The 14,320-nt window shown below is 66.1% G+C and carries 15 protein-coding genes; 8 read left to right on the forward strand and 7 right to left on the reverse strand.

All coding sequences use genetic code 11. The features are described 5' to 3' along the window. Positions 1-121: 121 nt before the first annotated feature. Positions 122-1,381 carry an FAD-dependent monooxygenase gene (locus tag ABZ827_RS14340; RefSeq protein ID WP_357237008.1) on the reverse strand — a complete coding sequence of 420 codons (1,260 nt, stop codon included), beginning with the start codon at positions 1,379-1,381 and terminating at the stop codon, positions 122-124. A gap of 110 nt (positions 1,382-1,491) precedes the next feature. On the opposite strand from ABZ827_RS14340, the gene ABZ827_RS14345 reads away from it, so the two are divergent. Continuing rightward, entirely contained in the window at positions 1,492-2,202 is a 711-nt protein-coding gene (locus tag ABZ827_RS14345) for a TetR/AcrR family transcriptional regulator (protein ID WP_357237009.1), read from the forward strand. Positions 2,203-2,903: 701 nt separating this feature from the next. Here the strand turns inward: ABZ827_RS14345 and ABZ827_RS14350 are convergent. Continuing rightward, positions 2,904-3,101: a ferredoxin gene (locus ABZ827_RS14350; RefSeq protein ID WP_357237011.1), complete on the reverse strand. Its 198-nt coding sequence runs from the start codon at positions 3,099-3,101 to the stop codon at positions 2,904-2,906. Between the two features lie 5 nt (positions 3,102-3,106). Then, positions 3,107-4,396, reverse strand: coding sequence for a cytochrome P450 (locus ABZ827_RS14355; RefSeq protein ID WP_357237013.1), 1,290 nt, complete (start codon positions 4,394-4,396; stop codon positions 3,107-3,109). 139 nt (positions 4,397-4,535) lie between these two features. Here ABZ827_RS14355 and ABZ827_RS14360 point away from each other — a divergent pair, with 139 nt between their 5' ends. The 5 genes from ABZ827_RS14360 (at position 4,536) to ABZ827_RS14380 (ending at position 9,550) form a co-directional block, all read left to right on the forward strand. Further along, positions 4,536-5,693 (forward strand): acyl-CoA dehydrogenase family protein, encoded by a 1,158-nt coding sequence (locus tag ABZ827_RS14360; RefSeq protein ID WP_357237424.1) that lies wholly within the window; start codon positions 4,536-4,538, stop codon positions 5,691-5,693. 180 nt (positions 5,694-5,873) lie between these two features. Then, positions 5,874-7,103, forward strand: coding sequence for an acyl-CoA dehydrogenase family protein (locus ABZ827_RS14365; RefSeq protein WP_357237014.1), 1,230 nt, complete (start codon positions 5,874-5,876; stop codon positions 7,101-7,103). 32 nt (positions 7,104-7,135) lie between these two features. Further along, positions 7,136-8,062, forward strand: coding sequence for an LLM class F420-dependent oxidoreductase (locus ABZ827_RS14370; RefSeq protein WP_357237016.1), 927 nt, complete (start codon positions 7,136-7,138; stop codon positions 8,060-8,062). Between the two features lie 10 nt (positions 8,063-8,072). Next, positions 8,073-8,954, forward strand: coding sequence for an SDR family NAD(P)-dependent oxidoreductase (locus ABZ827_RS14375; RefSeq protein WP_357237018.1), 882 nt, complete (start codon positions 8,073-8,075; stop codon positions 8,952-8,954). Positions 8,955-9,112: 158 nt separating this feature from the next. Beyond that, the gene (locus ABZ827_RS14380; protein WP_357237019.1) at positions 9,113-9,550 is read left to right on the forward strand and encodes an excalibur calcium-binding domain-containing protein; all 438 of its coding nucleotides are present in this window, start codon (positions 9,113-9,115) and stop codon (positions 9,548-9,550) included. Between the two features lie 22 nt (positions 9,551-9,572). Here ABZ827_RS14380 and ABZ827_RS14385 read toward each other — a convergent pair whose 3' ends face one another. Further along, positions 9,573-10,031 (reverse strand): MarR family winged helix-turn-helix transcriptional regulator, encoded by a 459-nt coding sequence (locus ABZ827_RS14385; protein ID WP_357237021.1) that lies wholly within the window; start codon positions 10,029-10,031, stop codon positions 9,573-9,575. A gap of 113 nt (positions 10,032-10,144) precedes the next feature. Here ABZ827_RS14385 and ABZ827_RS14390 point away from each other — a divergent pair, with 113 nt between their 5' ends. After that, entirely contained in the window at positions 10,145-10,750 is a 606-nt protein-coding gene (locus tag ABZ827_RS14390) for a TIGR03086 family metal-binding protein (protein WP_357237023.1), read from the forward strand. Between the two features lie 85 nt (positions 10,751-10,835). On the opposite strand, the gene ABZ827_RS14395 is transcribed toward ABZ827_RS14390, so the two are convergent. From ABZ827_RS14395 to ABZ827_RS14405, 3 genes are all read right to left on the reverse strand, one after another. Further along, the gene (locus ABZ827_RS14395) at positions 10,836-11,423 is read right to left on the reverse strand and encodes a DUF5825 family protein (RefSeq protein WP_357237024.1); all 588 of its coding nucleotides are present in this window, start codon (positions 11,421-11,423) and stop codon (positions 10,836-10,838) included. After that, positions 11,420-13,321 carry a RiPP maturation radical SAM C-methyltransferase gene (locus ABZ827_RS14400; protein ID WP_357237026.1) on the reverse strand — a complete coding sequence of 634 codons (1,902 nt, stop codon included), beginning with the start codon at positions 13,319-13,321 and terminating at the stop codon, positions 11,420-11,422. The genes ABZ827_RS14395 and ABZ827_RS14400 overlap by 4 nt, the downstream gene beginning before the upstream one ends. Positions 13,322-13,829: 508 nt before the next feature. Then, positions 13,830-13,991 (reverse strand): hypothetical protein, encoded by a 162-nt coding sequence (locus ABZ827_RS14405; RefSeq protein WP_357237028.1) that lies wholly within the window; start codon positions 13,989-13,991, stop codon positions 13,830-13,832. Between the two features lie 160 nt (positions 13,992-14,151). Here ABZ827_RS14405 and ABZ827_RS14410 point away from each other — a divergent pair, with 160 nt between their 5' ends. Further along, on the forward strand, positions 14,152-14,283 hold the full coding sequence (locus tag ABZ827_RS14410; protein WP_357237029.1) for a hypothetical protein: 132 nt from the start codon (positions 14,152-14,154) through the stop codon (positions 14,281-14,283). The last annotated feature ends 37 nt before the right edge of the window (positions 14,284-14,320 follow it).

The raw sequence follows: 14,320 nt of genomic DNA on the forward strand, positions 1-14,320 counted from the left end.
AGGCGGCAGGGCCCCTTCTCCGTGCCGGTCCGGATACCGACAGCGTAGCGCCGCGATCTCGCCGGTATGACGGGTATCGCGACGACTCGTCGACGATGTGGTTCCCCCACCCGGGCAGGTGTTACCGAAGGTGGACATCCGAGGGCGGGCGGGTGTTTCGGGCAGGTCGGAGTGTCCAGGAGTAGGCAGGCGTTATCGAACGGCCGAAGAGTGCGTTCGGTAGCAGGGGGAGCACGGTGTCGCGGAGCGCGGTTGCCAGTGGTGAGTTCCAGTGGGCGGGTGCGGCGACCCGGCGCGAGAGTTGGGCGATCATCTGGGTGCGAGGTCTGCGGAGACGGTCGTATTCCCGCAGTCCGGCCGCGCAGCCGAGGGTGTCCACGGTGGCGGCGAGTGTGGCTGCATCTTCGAGTGCCTGACAGGCGCCCTGCCCGAGATTGGGTGCCATGGCGTGTGCGGCGTCGCCGAGAATCGCGACCTTCCCGCGGATGTAGGTGCGCAGATTCGGTAGCTCGTAGGTGTCGTGCTGCAGGACGGCATCCGGGTGTGCGGCGCCGAGCAGGGCGGGGACGGGGTCGTGCCAGCGCGCGAACCGCTCGCGAAGTAGGTCCAGTCCTGTCCGGGATCCGGCCGGCGCGTTTCCCATCAGATAGCAGTAGGCACGACCGTCGGGCATCGGCATGTAGCCGAATCGCTCACCCCTGCCCCATATTTCGACGCTGCTTTCGACGGCGTGGGGCGCGGTGAGCAGGCGCCAGGTGGTGTATCCCAGATAGCGCGGGCCGGCGGCGTGCGGCCAGATCGAGCGTCGGGTCACGCTGTGTACTCCGTCGGCGCCGATCACGAGGTCCGCGGTGGCCGTGCCGCCGTCGTGGTGGACTGTGCCGTCGGGTAGTACTTGCCGCACGGTGGTTCCCGGCCGCAGGGCGTGCGCGGGGAGGGCCGCACGCAGGATGTCCACGAGTGCGGCCCGGTGGATGATGGCCCACGGGCCGAAGCGTCGTTCGAGTTCTTCGATGTCGTTGCGGATCAACCAGGTGCCGCTGATGTCTCGGATGCCCTGTAGCGGGGCACCCTGCCCGCCGGTGCGCAGGAGGTGGCCGAGGCCGAGTGCGTCCAGGGCGCGCAACCCGTTGGGCTGGATCGACAGCCCCGCACCGATTTCGGTGATCTTCGGCGCGCGTTCGAACACCTCGACCTGCCAGCCACGCTGGTGGAAAGCCACCGCGGCGGCCAGGCCGCCGATACCGCCGCCCACGACGAGCGCCTTCATCGCCGGCCCTTTCGATCGCAGGGCGACCCGGCACTGTCGTGCATCCGAGCAGACCTGGATTGCCGCCACCACACCGCCGTCACGACCAGCAGAATCGCCGGAAGTGCCCACCACCGGTACCTCATGTCAACTCCTAGAGTCTCTAAATTATTTAGAGCCATTAAGACACCATAGATGCTCTAGGATGTCAACGAGTGCAGTGAACCGGCAGAAGGGTGACGATGTCGACGCAGACCGGCGGAAGGCGCGAGCGACTACGCAAGGCGACCTTGAAAGAGATCCACGAGGCAGTACGCACACTGCTGGTCGAGCAGGGGGCGGCCGCGGTGACCATCAACGCGGTGGCCCGGGAGGTCGGGATGAGCGGGCCGGCCCTCTATCACTACTACGCCGGCCACGACGCGCTGGTCGGCGCGGTGACCGCGGATTTCTTCGACGAGCTGGCCAGTGCGATGGAACATGTCCGCGACGCTCGTGCCGACGCGCCGGTCGGTGAGCGCATCCTGGCGGTCTGCCGTGCCATGCGTACCTGGGCGATCACCCACCCGGCCGAGTTCGGCTGGATCTTCGCAGCCCCGATCACACCGTTGAACCGGCAACCGGATGCCGAGCGCCACCGCGCCGGGCAGCGATTCGAACGAGTGCTGCTGGATCTGACCGTCGAGCTGTGGCAGACGAGCCCATTCCCCGTACCCGACCCAGCGGAACTACCCTCGTCGCTGCGCGAGCAGCTGATCACCTACTCGGCATCGATCGACAACCGGTTACCGCCGGAGGCCGCACACGTTTTCTTGTCCTCCTGGATCCGGCTGTACGGCCTGTTGTGCATGGAAGTCCTGCACCAGCTCGACTTCGCCTACTCCGACCTCGAACCGGTCTACGAAGAATGCCTCCGCGACCTCACCGGCGTCCTCGGCCTGGCGCGGCCGTGAGTCTCGATACCCCTGCCCCGGCCACGCACCACAACCGATCCCGGCTCGAGATGGACGGACGGCGCGGTCCAGCAATCGCTCTGTTCCGTCCCGACTTCGAGGCAGCAGTTCGCACACACCAGATTGAGGCCGTGTGTTCCGGACGGCCGGCAACATCCGGAACGCCGGAGATAGTCGTTGTGTGGTTTCACATTGCGGATGTCATCCGGGTTCAAGAGGATGGTGCCGCGGGTGGCCGCGGCACCGATATCCGACGGCCCGAAAGGCTCGGGGTCCACGGCGAACGCCCCGGGCCCCATACGTGGAATGTGCTGATATGTACAGGTCGGGTCATCGACAAGGATGTGGCAGGGAACGGAGACCCGGTAGAGATTCGGAGTCAGGCGGGTGCCGCAGCGGGCGCAGGCGAAAACGGTCATCGCGTCCACCCGGATCGGCGGAGGGATTGCGGCGGAGGCGTTCCGGCCTCCCGGCGGGCTCATCGGCCGGGGCGGATTCCGCCCTTTCCACGAGTGATCATGACCCGATTCTAGACCGGGGACGCGATATACGAATGATCAGAAGAACTCGGCCGACATACCGCCGCCTCGTCGGCCGGGTTCACGGTCGCTGGAATCCATCGGCCGGCGATCACTGCCCGACGTCCGGGGCCGAAACCGTGTCCCGCCCCGGGTCGTATCCGGTGCGGGACCTCATGGTGACTACGACTCGCCGACGATTTTGATCGCCCATTCCGGGCAGGCGTCCTTGGCGGTGGACACTGCCTCCTGGAGATCCTCGGGGATCTCCGTGTCGATCGCTTCGGCGTAGCCGTAGTCGTTGAGCGTGAAGACTTCCGAGCACAGGGTGGTGCAGATTCCGTGGCCCTTGCAGGAATCGGCGTCGACGATGACCTTCATGAGACCTAGCCTTCCTTACGGTCGAATTCGAGGTGCAGGGCGGTGATTCCGCGCAGGATGAAGGTCGGCAGGTATGTGTAGTTTCGGTTGTCTGCCGGGCCGTGCACACTCTCGTCGATCCGGATATCGGTGGTGCGTTCCAGCAGGCGTTTGAACGCGACCTTCGCCTCGGCGCGGGCCAGCGGGGCGCCGGGGCAGGTGTGGATACCGCGGCCGAACGCGATATGCGAACGCGCGTTGGAGCGCTGCGGGTCGAAGGTGTTCGGGTTCTCGAACCGGCGCGGGTCGCGGTTGGCGCCACCGTTGGCCAGCATCAGCACGGTGCCGGCGGGGACGTCGACGCCACCGACCGTGGTGGCCTTTTTCGCCATCCGGAAATCGCCCTTCACCGGGCTTTCCATCCGCAGCATTTCCTCGATGAAATTGTTGATCCGCTCGTGGTCCTCGCGCAGCCACTTCTGCAATTCCGGATCCTCGGCAAGCATTTTCATGCCGGAGGACAGCAGTCGCACGGTGGTTTCCTGGCCGGCCGAGAACAGGTTGGCCGCGACCCGGACAACATCCAATACCTCCGGCCGGCTGCCGTCGGGGAAAGTGGCCTCGGCGAGGCTGGTGAGCACATCGCCGCGTGGGTTCGCCCGCCGGTCCTCGATATAGGCCGAGAATTTGGCGTAGAGGAATTCGATCGGGTTGTGCGACATCCCGCCTTCGCCCTCGGTGCTGCCGACGGTTTCGGTGCGGTGCGGGTCGCGCTGCAGGGAATTCAGGAACTCGGCCTGATCTTCCTGGGGAACACCGAGCAGATCGGCGATGATGTAAAGCGTGAAGGGGCCGGCGAATTCGCGGATCATATCGCCTTTTCCGGCGGCCAGATACTCGTCGAGTACCTTATCGGCCATATCCCACATCGCCTCTTCGTTCTCTTTGAGGCGTTTCGGGGTGATGAGCCGCATGAGCAGGCCGCGGTGCGCGGTATGGGTGGGCGGGTCCAGCGTCGGTAGCTGATCGCTGAGCGGAAGCGAATCCCGGTGCTCGGCGATCAGCGCGTCCACATCGGAGGTTTCGTCGATCGGGACCGGGAAGCCGGGGAACGGGCCGGTGACCGAGATGCAGGAGGAGTACTGTTCGGCATCGTTGAGCACTTCCAGTGCTTCGTCGTAGCCGGTCACCATCATGACGTTGTGGTGCTTTTCCCGGGTCACCGGGCATTGGTCACGGAGAGCCTCGAAATACGGGTACGGATCGGCGACCAACTCCTGTCCGAGGAAGAAGTCCAGATCCTGGAAGTTTTTCACGTGACGGTTCCCTTCGCTCCGCCGGCTCCCACCGCCACGAGCAGCTCCGCCGGTTGACTTCCGCATTTGAGAATATAACTCTCATCTGTGAGTATGAGATTTCCACACGGCGTGCCGTGCGTCAACCGGAGGACCGGACATCATGACCCTCGATCTCACCGCTGACCAGCGGCTCTTCCAGCAGACGACCCGGGAATTCCTGGCGGAGACCGTCCCGGTGGCGACAGTACGCGCTCTCGGTGAGGCCGAGCGCGGATTCGACCGCGGCTGGTGGCGCTCGGCCACCGAACTTGGCTGGACCGCGATGCTGGTGGCCGAGGAGTACGGCGGCGGGTCCATCGCCGGCCGTCCGCATACCGAGTTGGCATTGGTGGCCGTCGAACTCGGCCGGGCCTGCGCGCCGGGGCCGTTCGTCACCACCAACGCGGTACTGGCCGGACTGGCGAGCGCGGGCGCGGGATTCGGCGACACCATATCGGGGATCGCCGCGGGTGAGCTGATCGCCTCATGGGCCGTCTATGAACCGGGCCGGGGCATGGACGTGATCAATGCCCTGGCCGGAAGCGACGACTCCGACGCGACGGTGCGGGCGGTACCGGACGGTGACGGGTACCGGCTGACCGGAACGAAGGACCGGGTCGAATCCGGCGATCAGGCCGATCTTTTCCTGGTGACCGCCGCCGGCCCCGACGGCCCGGTGCAGCTGCTGGTCCCCGCCGACGCAGCCGGAGTGACGGTCACCCCCACCTGGACCCTGGACCTCGTCCGGCGGACCGCGCGGATCGAATTCGACCAGGTCGCGGTGCCCGCCTCCGCGGTCGCGCATACCGGCGCCGCGGCCGCCGCGGCGATACGCGCCCAGCTGCACACGGCCGCCGTCCTGGCCGCGGCGGAAACGGTGGGCGCCACCGATAAGGCTGTGGACACCACCCTCGGCTGGTTGGCCGATCGCTTCACCTTCGGTCGCCCGCTGGCGTCCTATCAGGCTCTCAAACACCGGATGGCCGATAACAAGACCTGGCTGGAAGCCTGCCGGGCGACCGCCGGCGCCGCCGCCGGGGCCTGCGACGACGATCCGGCGACCGCGGACGAAGCGGTGAGCGTCGCGAAATCCTATGTGGGCGCCAAGGCGTCGGTGATCGGCCAGGACTGTGTGCAGCTGCACGGCGGGATCGGTGTCACCTGGGAACACGATCTGCATCTGTACCTGCGCCGGATCGGCTTGGGTCGCGCGCTGTACGGCACCCCCGAAGAGCATCGCCGCCGGATAACCGACCTTCTCGTCGCGGCGGCATGAGCGGGCCGGGCCCGGAGGTGGCAGCGGAGCATAACCACGTAGGCCCCCGCTCGGGCCCGATCGGCAGAGCATGAGCGGGTCAGGCCCGGAGGTGGCAGCGGAGCGTAACCACGTAGGCCCCCCGCTCATGCCCCATGGGAACTGCGTAGCACGACGGACATCCTGGAAGGCAGGACCATTATGAGCACCGATTTGGAACCCGTCGCCGAGTTTCGCGAACGCGCCCGGGTCTGGCTGCGCGACAATCTTCCGCCCGCCCCGCCCGAGCAAGGGCCGCCGGACAGCAAGGAGGAGTGGGATCGGATCCGCGAACTCCAGCGGATACTCCACGAGGGGGGATTCGCCGGTATCTGCTTCCCGAAGGAATACGGCGGCCTCGGGCTCACCACGGCGCATCAGCAGGCGTTCACCACAGAGTCCTACCCGTACGAGATGCCGGTCAGCCTGAACGTGCCGACGCTGTCCATCTGCGCGGCGACCCTGCTCGATCTGGGCACCGAAGAGCAGAAGCTCGAGCATCTGCCCGCGGTATTGCGCGGTGACGAACTGCTGGTCCAGTTGCTGTCCGAACCGAACGGGGGCTCCGACCTCGCCGGACTCACCACCCGCGCCGAACGCGACGGCGACCGCTGGATCCTCAACGGGTCCAAGATCTGGAGTTCGGGCGCCTACGCCGCCGACTACGGGTTGTGCCTGGCCCGCACCAACTGGGATGTGCCCAAACATCGTGGGCTCACCATGTTCCTGGTCCCGATCGGCGCCCCGGGCGTCACGGTCCAGCGGATCAAACAGGTCACCGGATCCACCGAGTTCTGCCAGGAATTCTTCGACGATGTCACACTCGGCGACGATGCGCTGGTCGGCCAGGTGGACAACGGCTGGGAGGCGGCCTCCCGGCTGCTGTATCACGAGCGGTCCGCGATCGGCGGGACCTCGCCCTACACCAGTGGTAAGCGCCCGCATATGGGCGGTGAGGATTCGCCGGTGCTGGAGATAGCCCGCCGGCTCGGCCGTCTCGACGATGTCCGGGTCCGGGAGGATATCGGCGAAGCGCGGGCCATGACGGTGGTGCGCGACCAGTTGATCGCCCATATAACCAGCAGCATCATGGCCGGTGATCTGCCGCCCGCGGCCGGTTCGATCACCCGGCTGTTCAGTGCCGAGAACTCCTGGCTGCAAACCGATATGGCGGTCAAGATCGCCGGGGCGGACGCGGCCACCCATTTGCCCGGCGACCCTCTCGATACTGCCAAGATCGGCACCGATTATCTGTTCCGGGCGGCGTGGAGCCTGGCCGGGGGTAGTACCGAAATGGCCCGCAATGTGATCAGCGAACGAGTCCTCGGGATGCCGCGCGAATACGCCGCCGACCGCGATGTGCCGTTCAACGAGGTCAAACGGGGCCGATAGATGCACCGGATATCGAACGCGCGGAGGCAGTGATGCGGTTTATCTTCCATTACCCGGAAACCGGCGGCGTAGACGGTGATGTCCTCGACGCGGGTCCGCTGGGCAAAGTAGCGGTGGCCGCCGAACAGGCCGGTTTCAGCGGTTTCTCGTTCAGCGAGCATCCGGCTCCCGGGGCACGCTGGCTGGGTGCGGGGGGTCACCAGACGCTGGACCCCTTCGTATCACTTGGTTACGCCGCGGCGCTCACCGAGCGGATCCGATTGATCACCTATCTTTCGGTGGCGCCCTATCGCAATCCCATGTTGCTGGCGAAAGCCGCCGCGACATTGGACAAACTGTCCGGCGGGCGGGCGATCCTGGGCATCGGCACCGGCTATCTGAAGGGCGAATTCCACGCGCTGGGAGTCGATTTCGACGAACGCAACACCTTGTTCGACGAAGCGCTCGAGGTACTTCCGCTGCATTGGAAAGGTGAGCCGTTCAGCTACACCGGGAAACATTTCAGCGCCCGCGATGTGCAGGCCCGCCCGACACCGATCCAGCAGCCGATCCCGATCTGGATCGGCGGTAATTCGGCGTTGAGCAGGCGCCGGGTGGCCCGCGCGGCGAACGGGTGGATCCCGATGTCCGGTGGGGCCGAGCTCAGCAGTACCGCTCGCACACCCGAACTCGGCGGGATCCGGGAACTGTCCCGCAAGATCGCCGAGGTGCGCGCCGCGGCCGAAAACGCCGGGCGCTCGGAACATATCGACCTCGTGTACTCCTACAGCCACACGGGTCTCACCGGCACCGGCACCGGTGCCGATCCGGGACCGCATCGGGAGGCGTTCGCGGAACTGGCGCGCGCCGGGGTGGACTGGATCGTGGTCTCCACCCGTGCCGATGTGCACGCAACTCTCGACCCGAGCGCCACCTTCGATTTCCTGGCGGACTTCGGCGCGACCTACATCGACCGATAAGGACACCGGGATGGGCTGGTTCGAGGAACGCAGCGGCCTCGCGGGCAGTGTGGCCGTCATAACCGGCGGGGCAGGGGGATTGGGCCGGGCGATCGTCTCGGACCTCGCGGACAACGGCGTCCGCCCCGCCGTTCTCGATATCGATCCCGTCGCCGCCGACGAATTACGGGCGTTGCTCGCGGACCGCGGGCACGATGCTCTGATATGTACGGGCGACGCACGGGATCCGGTCGAGCTGGAAACCTTGTTCGCGGACGTGGAGTCGCGGTGGGGCCGCCTCGACATTCTGGTGAACGTGGTGGGTGGCACGTTTCGTGCCCCGTTCACCGAAACCCGGCCCAAGGGCTGGGACGCGCTGCTGCGCACCAATCTGACCCACGTACTACACGCCTGCCACCTCGCCGTCCCTTTGATGCGGGCCGGCGGACGAGGCGGCAGCATCATCAACATCACCACCATCGAGGCGCACCGTGCCGCACCGGGTTTCGCTGTCTACGCGGCGGCGAAGGCCGCGGTGGAACAGTTCGGGCGGACACTCGCGATCGAAGTGGCACCGGACGGTATCCGGGTCAACAGTATCGCCCCGGATTTCGTACCCACCCCGAATCTGGAACGGATCGGCACCGGCGACAACGCCATGATGGACCCGGAGGGGGTGAAGGTCGCGATCCCCCTGGGCCGCGCCGGCCGCCTCACCGATATCTCGCACTGCGCGGTTTTCCTGGCCTCGCAGATGTCGTCGTACCTCACCGGCACCACCCTGCACCCGGACGGCGGAACTTCGGCGTCGGCCGGCTGGTTCAACTGGCCTGAAGAGGGGTGGGCCAACCACGCCCCGCTCCGAGTGCTGCGCGCGGACGCGGAATCGAGGACGGGCGGCAATGACGAGTAGGGAGGTGGCAACCGTCGAGTTCAACCCACCTCCGTGAGGTCGCGCTGTACCCAATCTTCGCATCACTGAAACATCCTCTGTTCTTGCGCCGATCATATGTCGCATCGATCGTGCGCGGCGCTCGGGCGCCTGCGCCACAACAGAACAGAGGAACAACCATGCGACGGACGTTAACGGCAGCCACCGCCTTCATCATGTGCGCTGCGCTGTCCGGATGTGGTGCCGAGACGGCACCCGTCGAAACCCCGGCCACTACTTCCGGCATCCCGTCCACGACGGCGATCATCTCGACCCCACCGCTACCGACGACCACTACGGCCACCCCGACGGTCGCGCCCACGACGACGACCTCGGCTGCTGTGCGGGTTTCGCCGCAGGCCGTTCCCGAATCGCCCCGGCTCGCCGTGCCGGCCGTTCCGGAACCGGCGTGGACACCGGAAGCCACCGTCGCGCCGCCGACAGCGCCCGCGCCTTCCTCGGCCTACTACGGTTCGTGTGCCGCCGCTCGTGCGGCCGGTGCCGCGCCGCTGTACCGGGGCGATCCCGGCTACCGGGCGGGATTGGACCGCGATGACGACGGAGTCGCCTGTGAGTGACGGTAGCGTCCGAACCGGCTGATCAGTCCGCTCCGGGATTGTCGTCTATCCCGTCCCGGGGCAGTTCGGCCAAGGTGCGGAGGGCGCTGAGGAATCCGCGGCGGTCCGCCGGTGGCAGGTGTCGCAGAACCTGCTGCTCCTCCCTGGACTGGATCTCGGCCTGCGTTCGCGTGACGATGCGGCGGCCCTCCGTGGTCAGTTCCAGCAGCCGGGCGCGGCGGTCGGCCGGGTCGGGGGTGCGGTCGATGAGCCCGTGTTTCTGGAGGTCGTCCAGGACCGCGATGATCCGGGTCTTGTCCGCGCCGATCTCCTGGGCCAGGACGCCCTGGCCGCGGGCGGGGCCCCGGCTCAATGCGATCAGGACGCTGTAACCCCACATGCTCAGACCGTGTGCTTCGAGAACCGGACGTTCCATGGCGATGAGACTGCGGGTCAGCGGCGCGAGCATTGCCGCCAGGTCCGGACGATCCGTTGATCCCATGGGTCGAATTTACCGGGAGCGGTACCCGCCGCCGCGCGGGCTGATGTCCGCCGGGCGGTCACCGTGAATAATAAGCATGGACATATAATATGCGAGCGCTTATTATTTGGGGTATGACTGACGAAGACATCCGCGAGCTGGACCGCACGGCGGTGCTCGCCACCGTGAAAACATCCGAACTCGTTACCGCGGACCTGCTGACCCACCCGACCCCCTGTGCCGGGTGGACCGTCGGCGACCTACTCGCCCATATGGCCGCCCAGCATCGTGGTTTCGCCGCCGCGGCCCGCGGTACGGGCGGCGACCTCGCTCACTGGCAGGTACGTACACCCGGCCCGCACACTCGGGAGGAATACGCGGAATCCGCGGCGGAGGTCCTGGCCGCGTTCGCCCCGGCCGACGTACCGGAACGTATGTTCGCGCTACCGGAATTCGGGCCCGATGTGACCGTGCCCGGGCAGCAGGCCATCGGATTCCACCTGATCGACTACATCGTCCACGGCTGGGATCTGGCGCGTGCCATCGGAGCCGAATACGAACTGGACGAGGCCTGCGCCGTACCGGGGCTGCGGATTGCCGGTCAGGTCCCCGACGGTCCGGATCGGGACAATCCGGAATCACCCTTCGCGCATGCGCTGCCGGGAGCCGGCTCGGGCTCCGCGCTCGACCGGATCCTGCGCATGCTCGGCCGGTCTCCGGACTGGCCCGAATCGGAGTGAGCCGGAGGTGCCGCCCGGGCGACAGAGTTGTTCTTGTCAGGCAGTGACTCCGAGCCGGGGCGCCCGCGACTCGTCCTCGCCGGTCTCAGAAGGCGGTGCACGGAATCGGGAATGTCCCGACTCGGTACGGCGGCAGTAGGAAGTGCGTGGTCTCGACAAGGGCAAGCCCGTTGTCCTGTAGGTCGGTCAACAGTGCCGACTCATCGCCGGTCAACTCGTCGACCCGGGTAGCCGCGGCCAAGGCACGGAACTGGGTTGCGTGTGGCTCGCCCAATGTGGCGCGAAAACTCGCTCCGGGTCGGCGAAGGTCCCGGATGGCTACGAAATCCGGGCCCTGCCGGTAACAACACAGGCCTGCGCGGTGACGTTCCCGCCACCGCGCCTGTATCTCTTTCGCGTTCCGGCCGTATGCGCGCGCGGGTGGAGGCAAGTGGACGATATCGTCGAGTTCCTGCGGCGGTGCGGAGGCGAGCGTCCAGTCGATCCGGACTGCGGCCTGCATCGCCGCCCCGAGCAATCGCAGCACGGCGAAATCGTCTGCGCCGCCGCTGAATCGCACGGGATCGGCGAGGGAGACGACCTGCCCCAGCCGCCGGGCGGCGGCGACCGTGGCGGCCGGATGTGTGACGTCGGCGGGGACGGTTTCCGGCCATCGCTCGATCGGGCCGGTCATATCGGTACCTCCAGACGCAGCAGTACCGGCTCGGGTTGCTCGGGACGCACGATCGAGCGTTCGATCCCACCCGGCGTCGTCGCCACCGCGAGCCAGCGTCCGCCTTCGGTGAACACCAGCCCGTGGGCCAGTTGTTCGGCGAGCCATGCCGTCAGTTCGGCCTCGTCCCAGTGGAAACCGGCCGAGGCGAGCGTGCGCTGTAATCCGCGGACGGTCCGGCCGTGCTCCAATTCGATCCAGGTCTCCCGCTCTTTCGGATCGGCGAACACATAGTCCTTCGCTGTCCAGCCGAACCGGCGATCCCTGATGATCAGGAGGCCGTCGATATCGTGACGCAGTAGTGAGCTCTCCGAATAATGCGCCTGCCATTCGGCGATCGCGGCATCCAGTGGGGCTATCTGCTCGTCGCTCAGCCCCTGGGCCGGAGTGTCGAAGTCGTAGACGAGGTCGGCGAGCACCTGCCGATCGAGGTCGTATACCGGGTCGTACCGCTCGGCCGGACGGCGTTCGACGAAGCCGGTGGCCGGATCGTCGAAATTGGGCGAAAAGCGTTGTAGGACGATCCGTGAGGACTCGCCCGGGGGCTGCAGGTGAATCAAGGCAGGGACCTGTTCGACCACCCGGCGATAGTCGTCCTCGCCCTCGCCGGGAAATCCGTACAGCCAGGTCCACTCGACGGTGATTCCTTCGGATTCCAGGTCCCGTAACGTGCGCACATTGCGCACTCCGTCGATGCCCTTATCCATTCTCCGCAGCGCATCGTCTACCAGAGATTCGATGCCCGGCTGCACAGACCACACCTTCGCCGCCCGCAACGTAGCTGCCTGCTCCGCGGTGATATTCGCCTTGATCTCATAGTGCAGTCGCAGGTCGACATCCATTTCGGCTATCGCTGGGAGTGCGGTACGGAAGTAGGATATATCGAGGATGTTGTCGACCACGGTGACGTCCAATACGCGGTGCTTGCGCACCATATGGTCCAACTCGGCAACGAATCGGGACGGTTCCTTCGCCCGGTAGGCCATGGTGGAGCCGTTCAAACCACAGAAGGTGCAATGGTGCTTTTCGCCCCACCAGCAGCCCCGTGAACTCTCCAGCACCAACTCCGGTTCAGTGAATTCACTGACCAGGCTGGTGTCGTAGGACCGAAACCAGTCGTCGAACAGGGGACTGTGCATATCGGTGGCCTCGACCGGGGCACCTCTGTGTGCGTTTACCCGCTGCGCGCCCTGTGGGTTCCGCCAGCAGAGGCCGGCAATCGCGCCGAGATCGCCAGGGTCGGATCCGAGCGCCCCCAGCAATTCCGGAAAGGTTTTGTCGGATTCGCCGCGCAGCACCAAGTCGACGAATTCGAATTCGCGGTGGATGGTGACACCCATGACGCCCTCGGCGTTGTAGCCCCCGAACAGGGTCAGGACTTCCGGTGCGTGCTGCTTTATCCGTCTGGCCACGGCCAGGCTCGCCACGTTCTGGCTGAATGTGGAGGTGAACCCGACCAGTGCCGGACCCATGCTCAGTACCTCGCGGGCCACCGAGGAGACGAAATCATCCGCGAGCCCGCGCATGCAGGAGATCAGCGCGAGGTCGATCCGGTGCTGCCGCGCGTAATCCGCCATCTGCTCGATTCCGAAGTCCGGGCCGTTCAATGCCCCGGCGAAGACCCAGTCGCCGAGTGCATGGGTAAATCCGTCGTCGGAGACGCTGCGGTAATCGTCCACGGTCAGCCCGGCATCCAGCAGCACTTCGGCCCATCGGAGATTGGCATAATATGCTGCGGGTTCGGCGACCCCGTGCTCGGCGCAACTCGCCTTCAGTACGCCGAGTGCAAGCGATGGACGAGTCAACTCGTGCCACGGCATGCACACCAATACGGTGCGCGGCACGCTCTCGGCACTCATTCGTGACTCCTCGGCGCCGCCCGGTGAATCGCGGCGATCGTGTGATAGCAGTAGTGCTCGACAGCGGGCGAGGGCGAAGGGGGCACGTTACTCATTGCGTCCACGCGGTGACCGGTTGTGGCCTCCAGGTGCCGGGCTGCGGCCACCACCACCAGCACCACCAACTCGTAATGGACCCTCAGCCGTCCGGTGCAATCGCCACCCACACCCTGGTGCCGGGGACACCGTGGTTCCCGGCTGCACACCACGATGCCGGGAACCACCGCGCTCAGCTGGTCGTCTACATCTTGGGCGGCAACCCCATAATGACGTTTCCACAAGCCCACGAGGAGACGCGGTCGTCGTACCGCTGACCAGAATCGCCACTTCCAGCTGATCGCGCGGATTCCCTGTACCGCAGCAAAAGCCTGCTCGTCGGTCAGTGGCCCGAGACGCGGAAGGGATTGCTCCAGCCAGGGCGGCAGCCCCGCCGGCACGGACCCCTCCCGCATCTGAGGGGAACTCTGTATCAAGCCGTCTCGATATCCTTCTTCAATCGGATATCCGAATCGACATAGCGCGTGGTGGGCTTGGTGCTGAGTTGCCGCACTTTCTTCACCGACAGTGCGGACTTGTCCCGGCCCGCACCGTCACGCCGGGTATTCGAATCGAAGGATTTCGGGTGTGCCATAGGATATTCCTCTCGGGGCACCAGACGGCTACCAGGACCCACATCGCTGACCAGTGGGTATGTAAACGATCTGGTTCTGCCCACTTTCGTCGGTCGCGATCTGTCCGGCCGCCGACATCACTGCCGACGGACGTCCGGCCGGACCAGGGGTCGATCATCGATGTACCTGATCCAACGTCGCGAAGGTACCGCAAATATCGGCGACTTCCCGTGGCTGGTGGGATGCATGATCGACCCGGATCCCGAACATGCTCGGCCGGTCTCCGAACTGGCCGAGCAGGACTTATCGTGAAGGCTGGGAGCCGAGGGGATGGGTGCACCGCGGCGGC

The sequence above is a fragment of the Nocardia sp. NPDC019395 genome, from assembly GCF_040632335.1.
In the GTDB taxonomy this organism is placed as follows: domain Bacteria; phylum Actinomycetota; class Actinomycetes; order Mycobacteriales; family Mycobacteriaceae; genus Nocardia.

Bases quoted from the DNA above. Each gene is read 5' to 3' on its own strand.
- ABZ827_RS14345 (WP_357237009.1), top strand. From the start codon at position 1,492: ATGTCGACGCAGACCGGCGGAAGGCGCGAGCGACTACGCAAGGCGACC.
- ABZ827_RS14350 (WP_357237011.1), bottom strand. From the start codon at position 3,101: ATGAAGGTCATCGTCGACGCCGATTCCTGCAAGGGCCACGGAATCTGC.
- ABZ827_RS14365 (WP_357237014.1), top strand. From the start codon at position 5,874: ATGAGCACCGATTTGGAACCCGTCGCCGAGTTTCGCGAACGCGCCCGG.
- ABZ827_RS14370 (WP_357237016.1), top strand. From the start codon at position 7,136: ATGCGGTTTATCTTCCATTACCCGGAAACCGGCGGCGTAGACGGTGAT.
- ABZ827_RS14375 (WP_357237018.1), top strand. From the start codon at position 8,073: ATGGGCTGGTTCGAGGAACGCAGCGGCCTCGCGGGCAGTGTGGCCGTC.
- ABZ827_RS14380 (WP_357237019.1), top strand. From the start codon at position 9,113: ATGCGACGGACGTTAACGGCAGCCACCGCCTTCATCATGTGCGCTGCG.
- ABZ827_RS14385 (WP_357237021.1), bottom strand. From the start codon at position 10,031: ATGGGATCAACGGATCGTCCGGACCTGGCGGCAATGCTCGCGCCGCTG.
- ABZ827_RS14390 (WP_357237023.1), top strand. From the start codon at position 10,145: ATGACTGACGAAGACATCCGCGAGCTGGACCGCACGGCGGTGCTCGCC.
- ABZ827_RS14395 (WP_357237024.1), bottom strand. From the start codon at position 11,423: ATGACCGGCCCGATCGAGCGATGGCCGGAAACCGTCCCCGCCGACGTC.
- ABZ827_RS14400 (WP_357237026.1), bottom strand. From the start codon at position 13,321: ATGAGTGCCGAGAGCGTGCCGCGCACCGTATTGGTGTGCATGCCGTGG.
- ABZ827_RS14405 (WP_357237028.1), bottom strand. From the start codon at position 13,991: ATGGCACACCCGAAATCCTTCGATTCGAATACCCGGCGTGACGGTGCG.
- ABZ827_RS14410 (WP_357237029.1), top strand. From the start codon at position 14,152: ATGTACCTGATCCAACGTCGCGAAGGTACCGCAAATATCGGCGACTTC.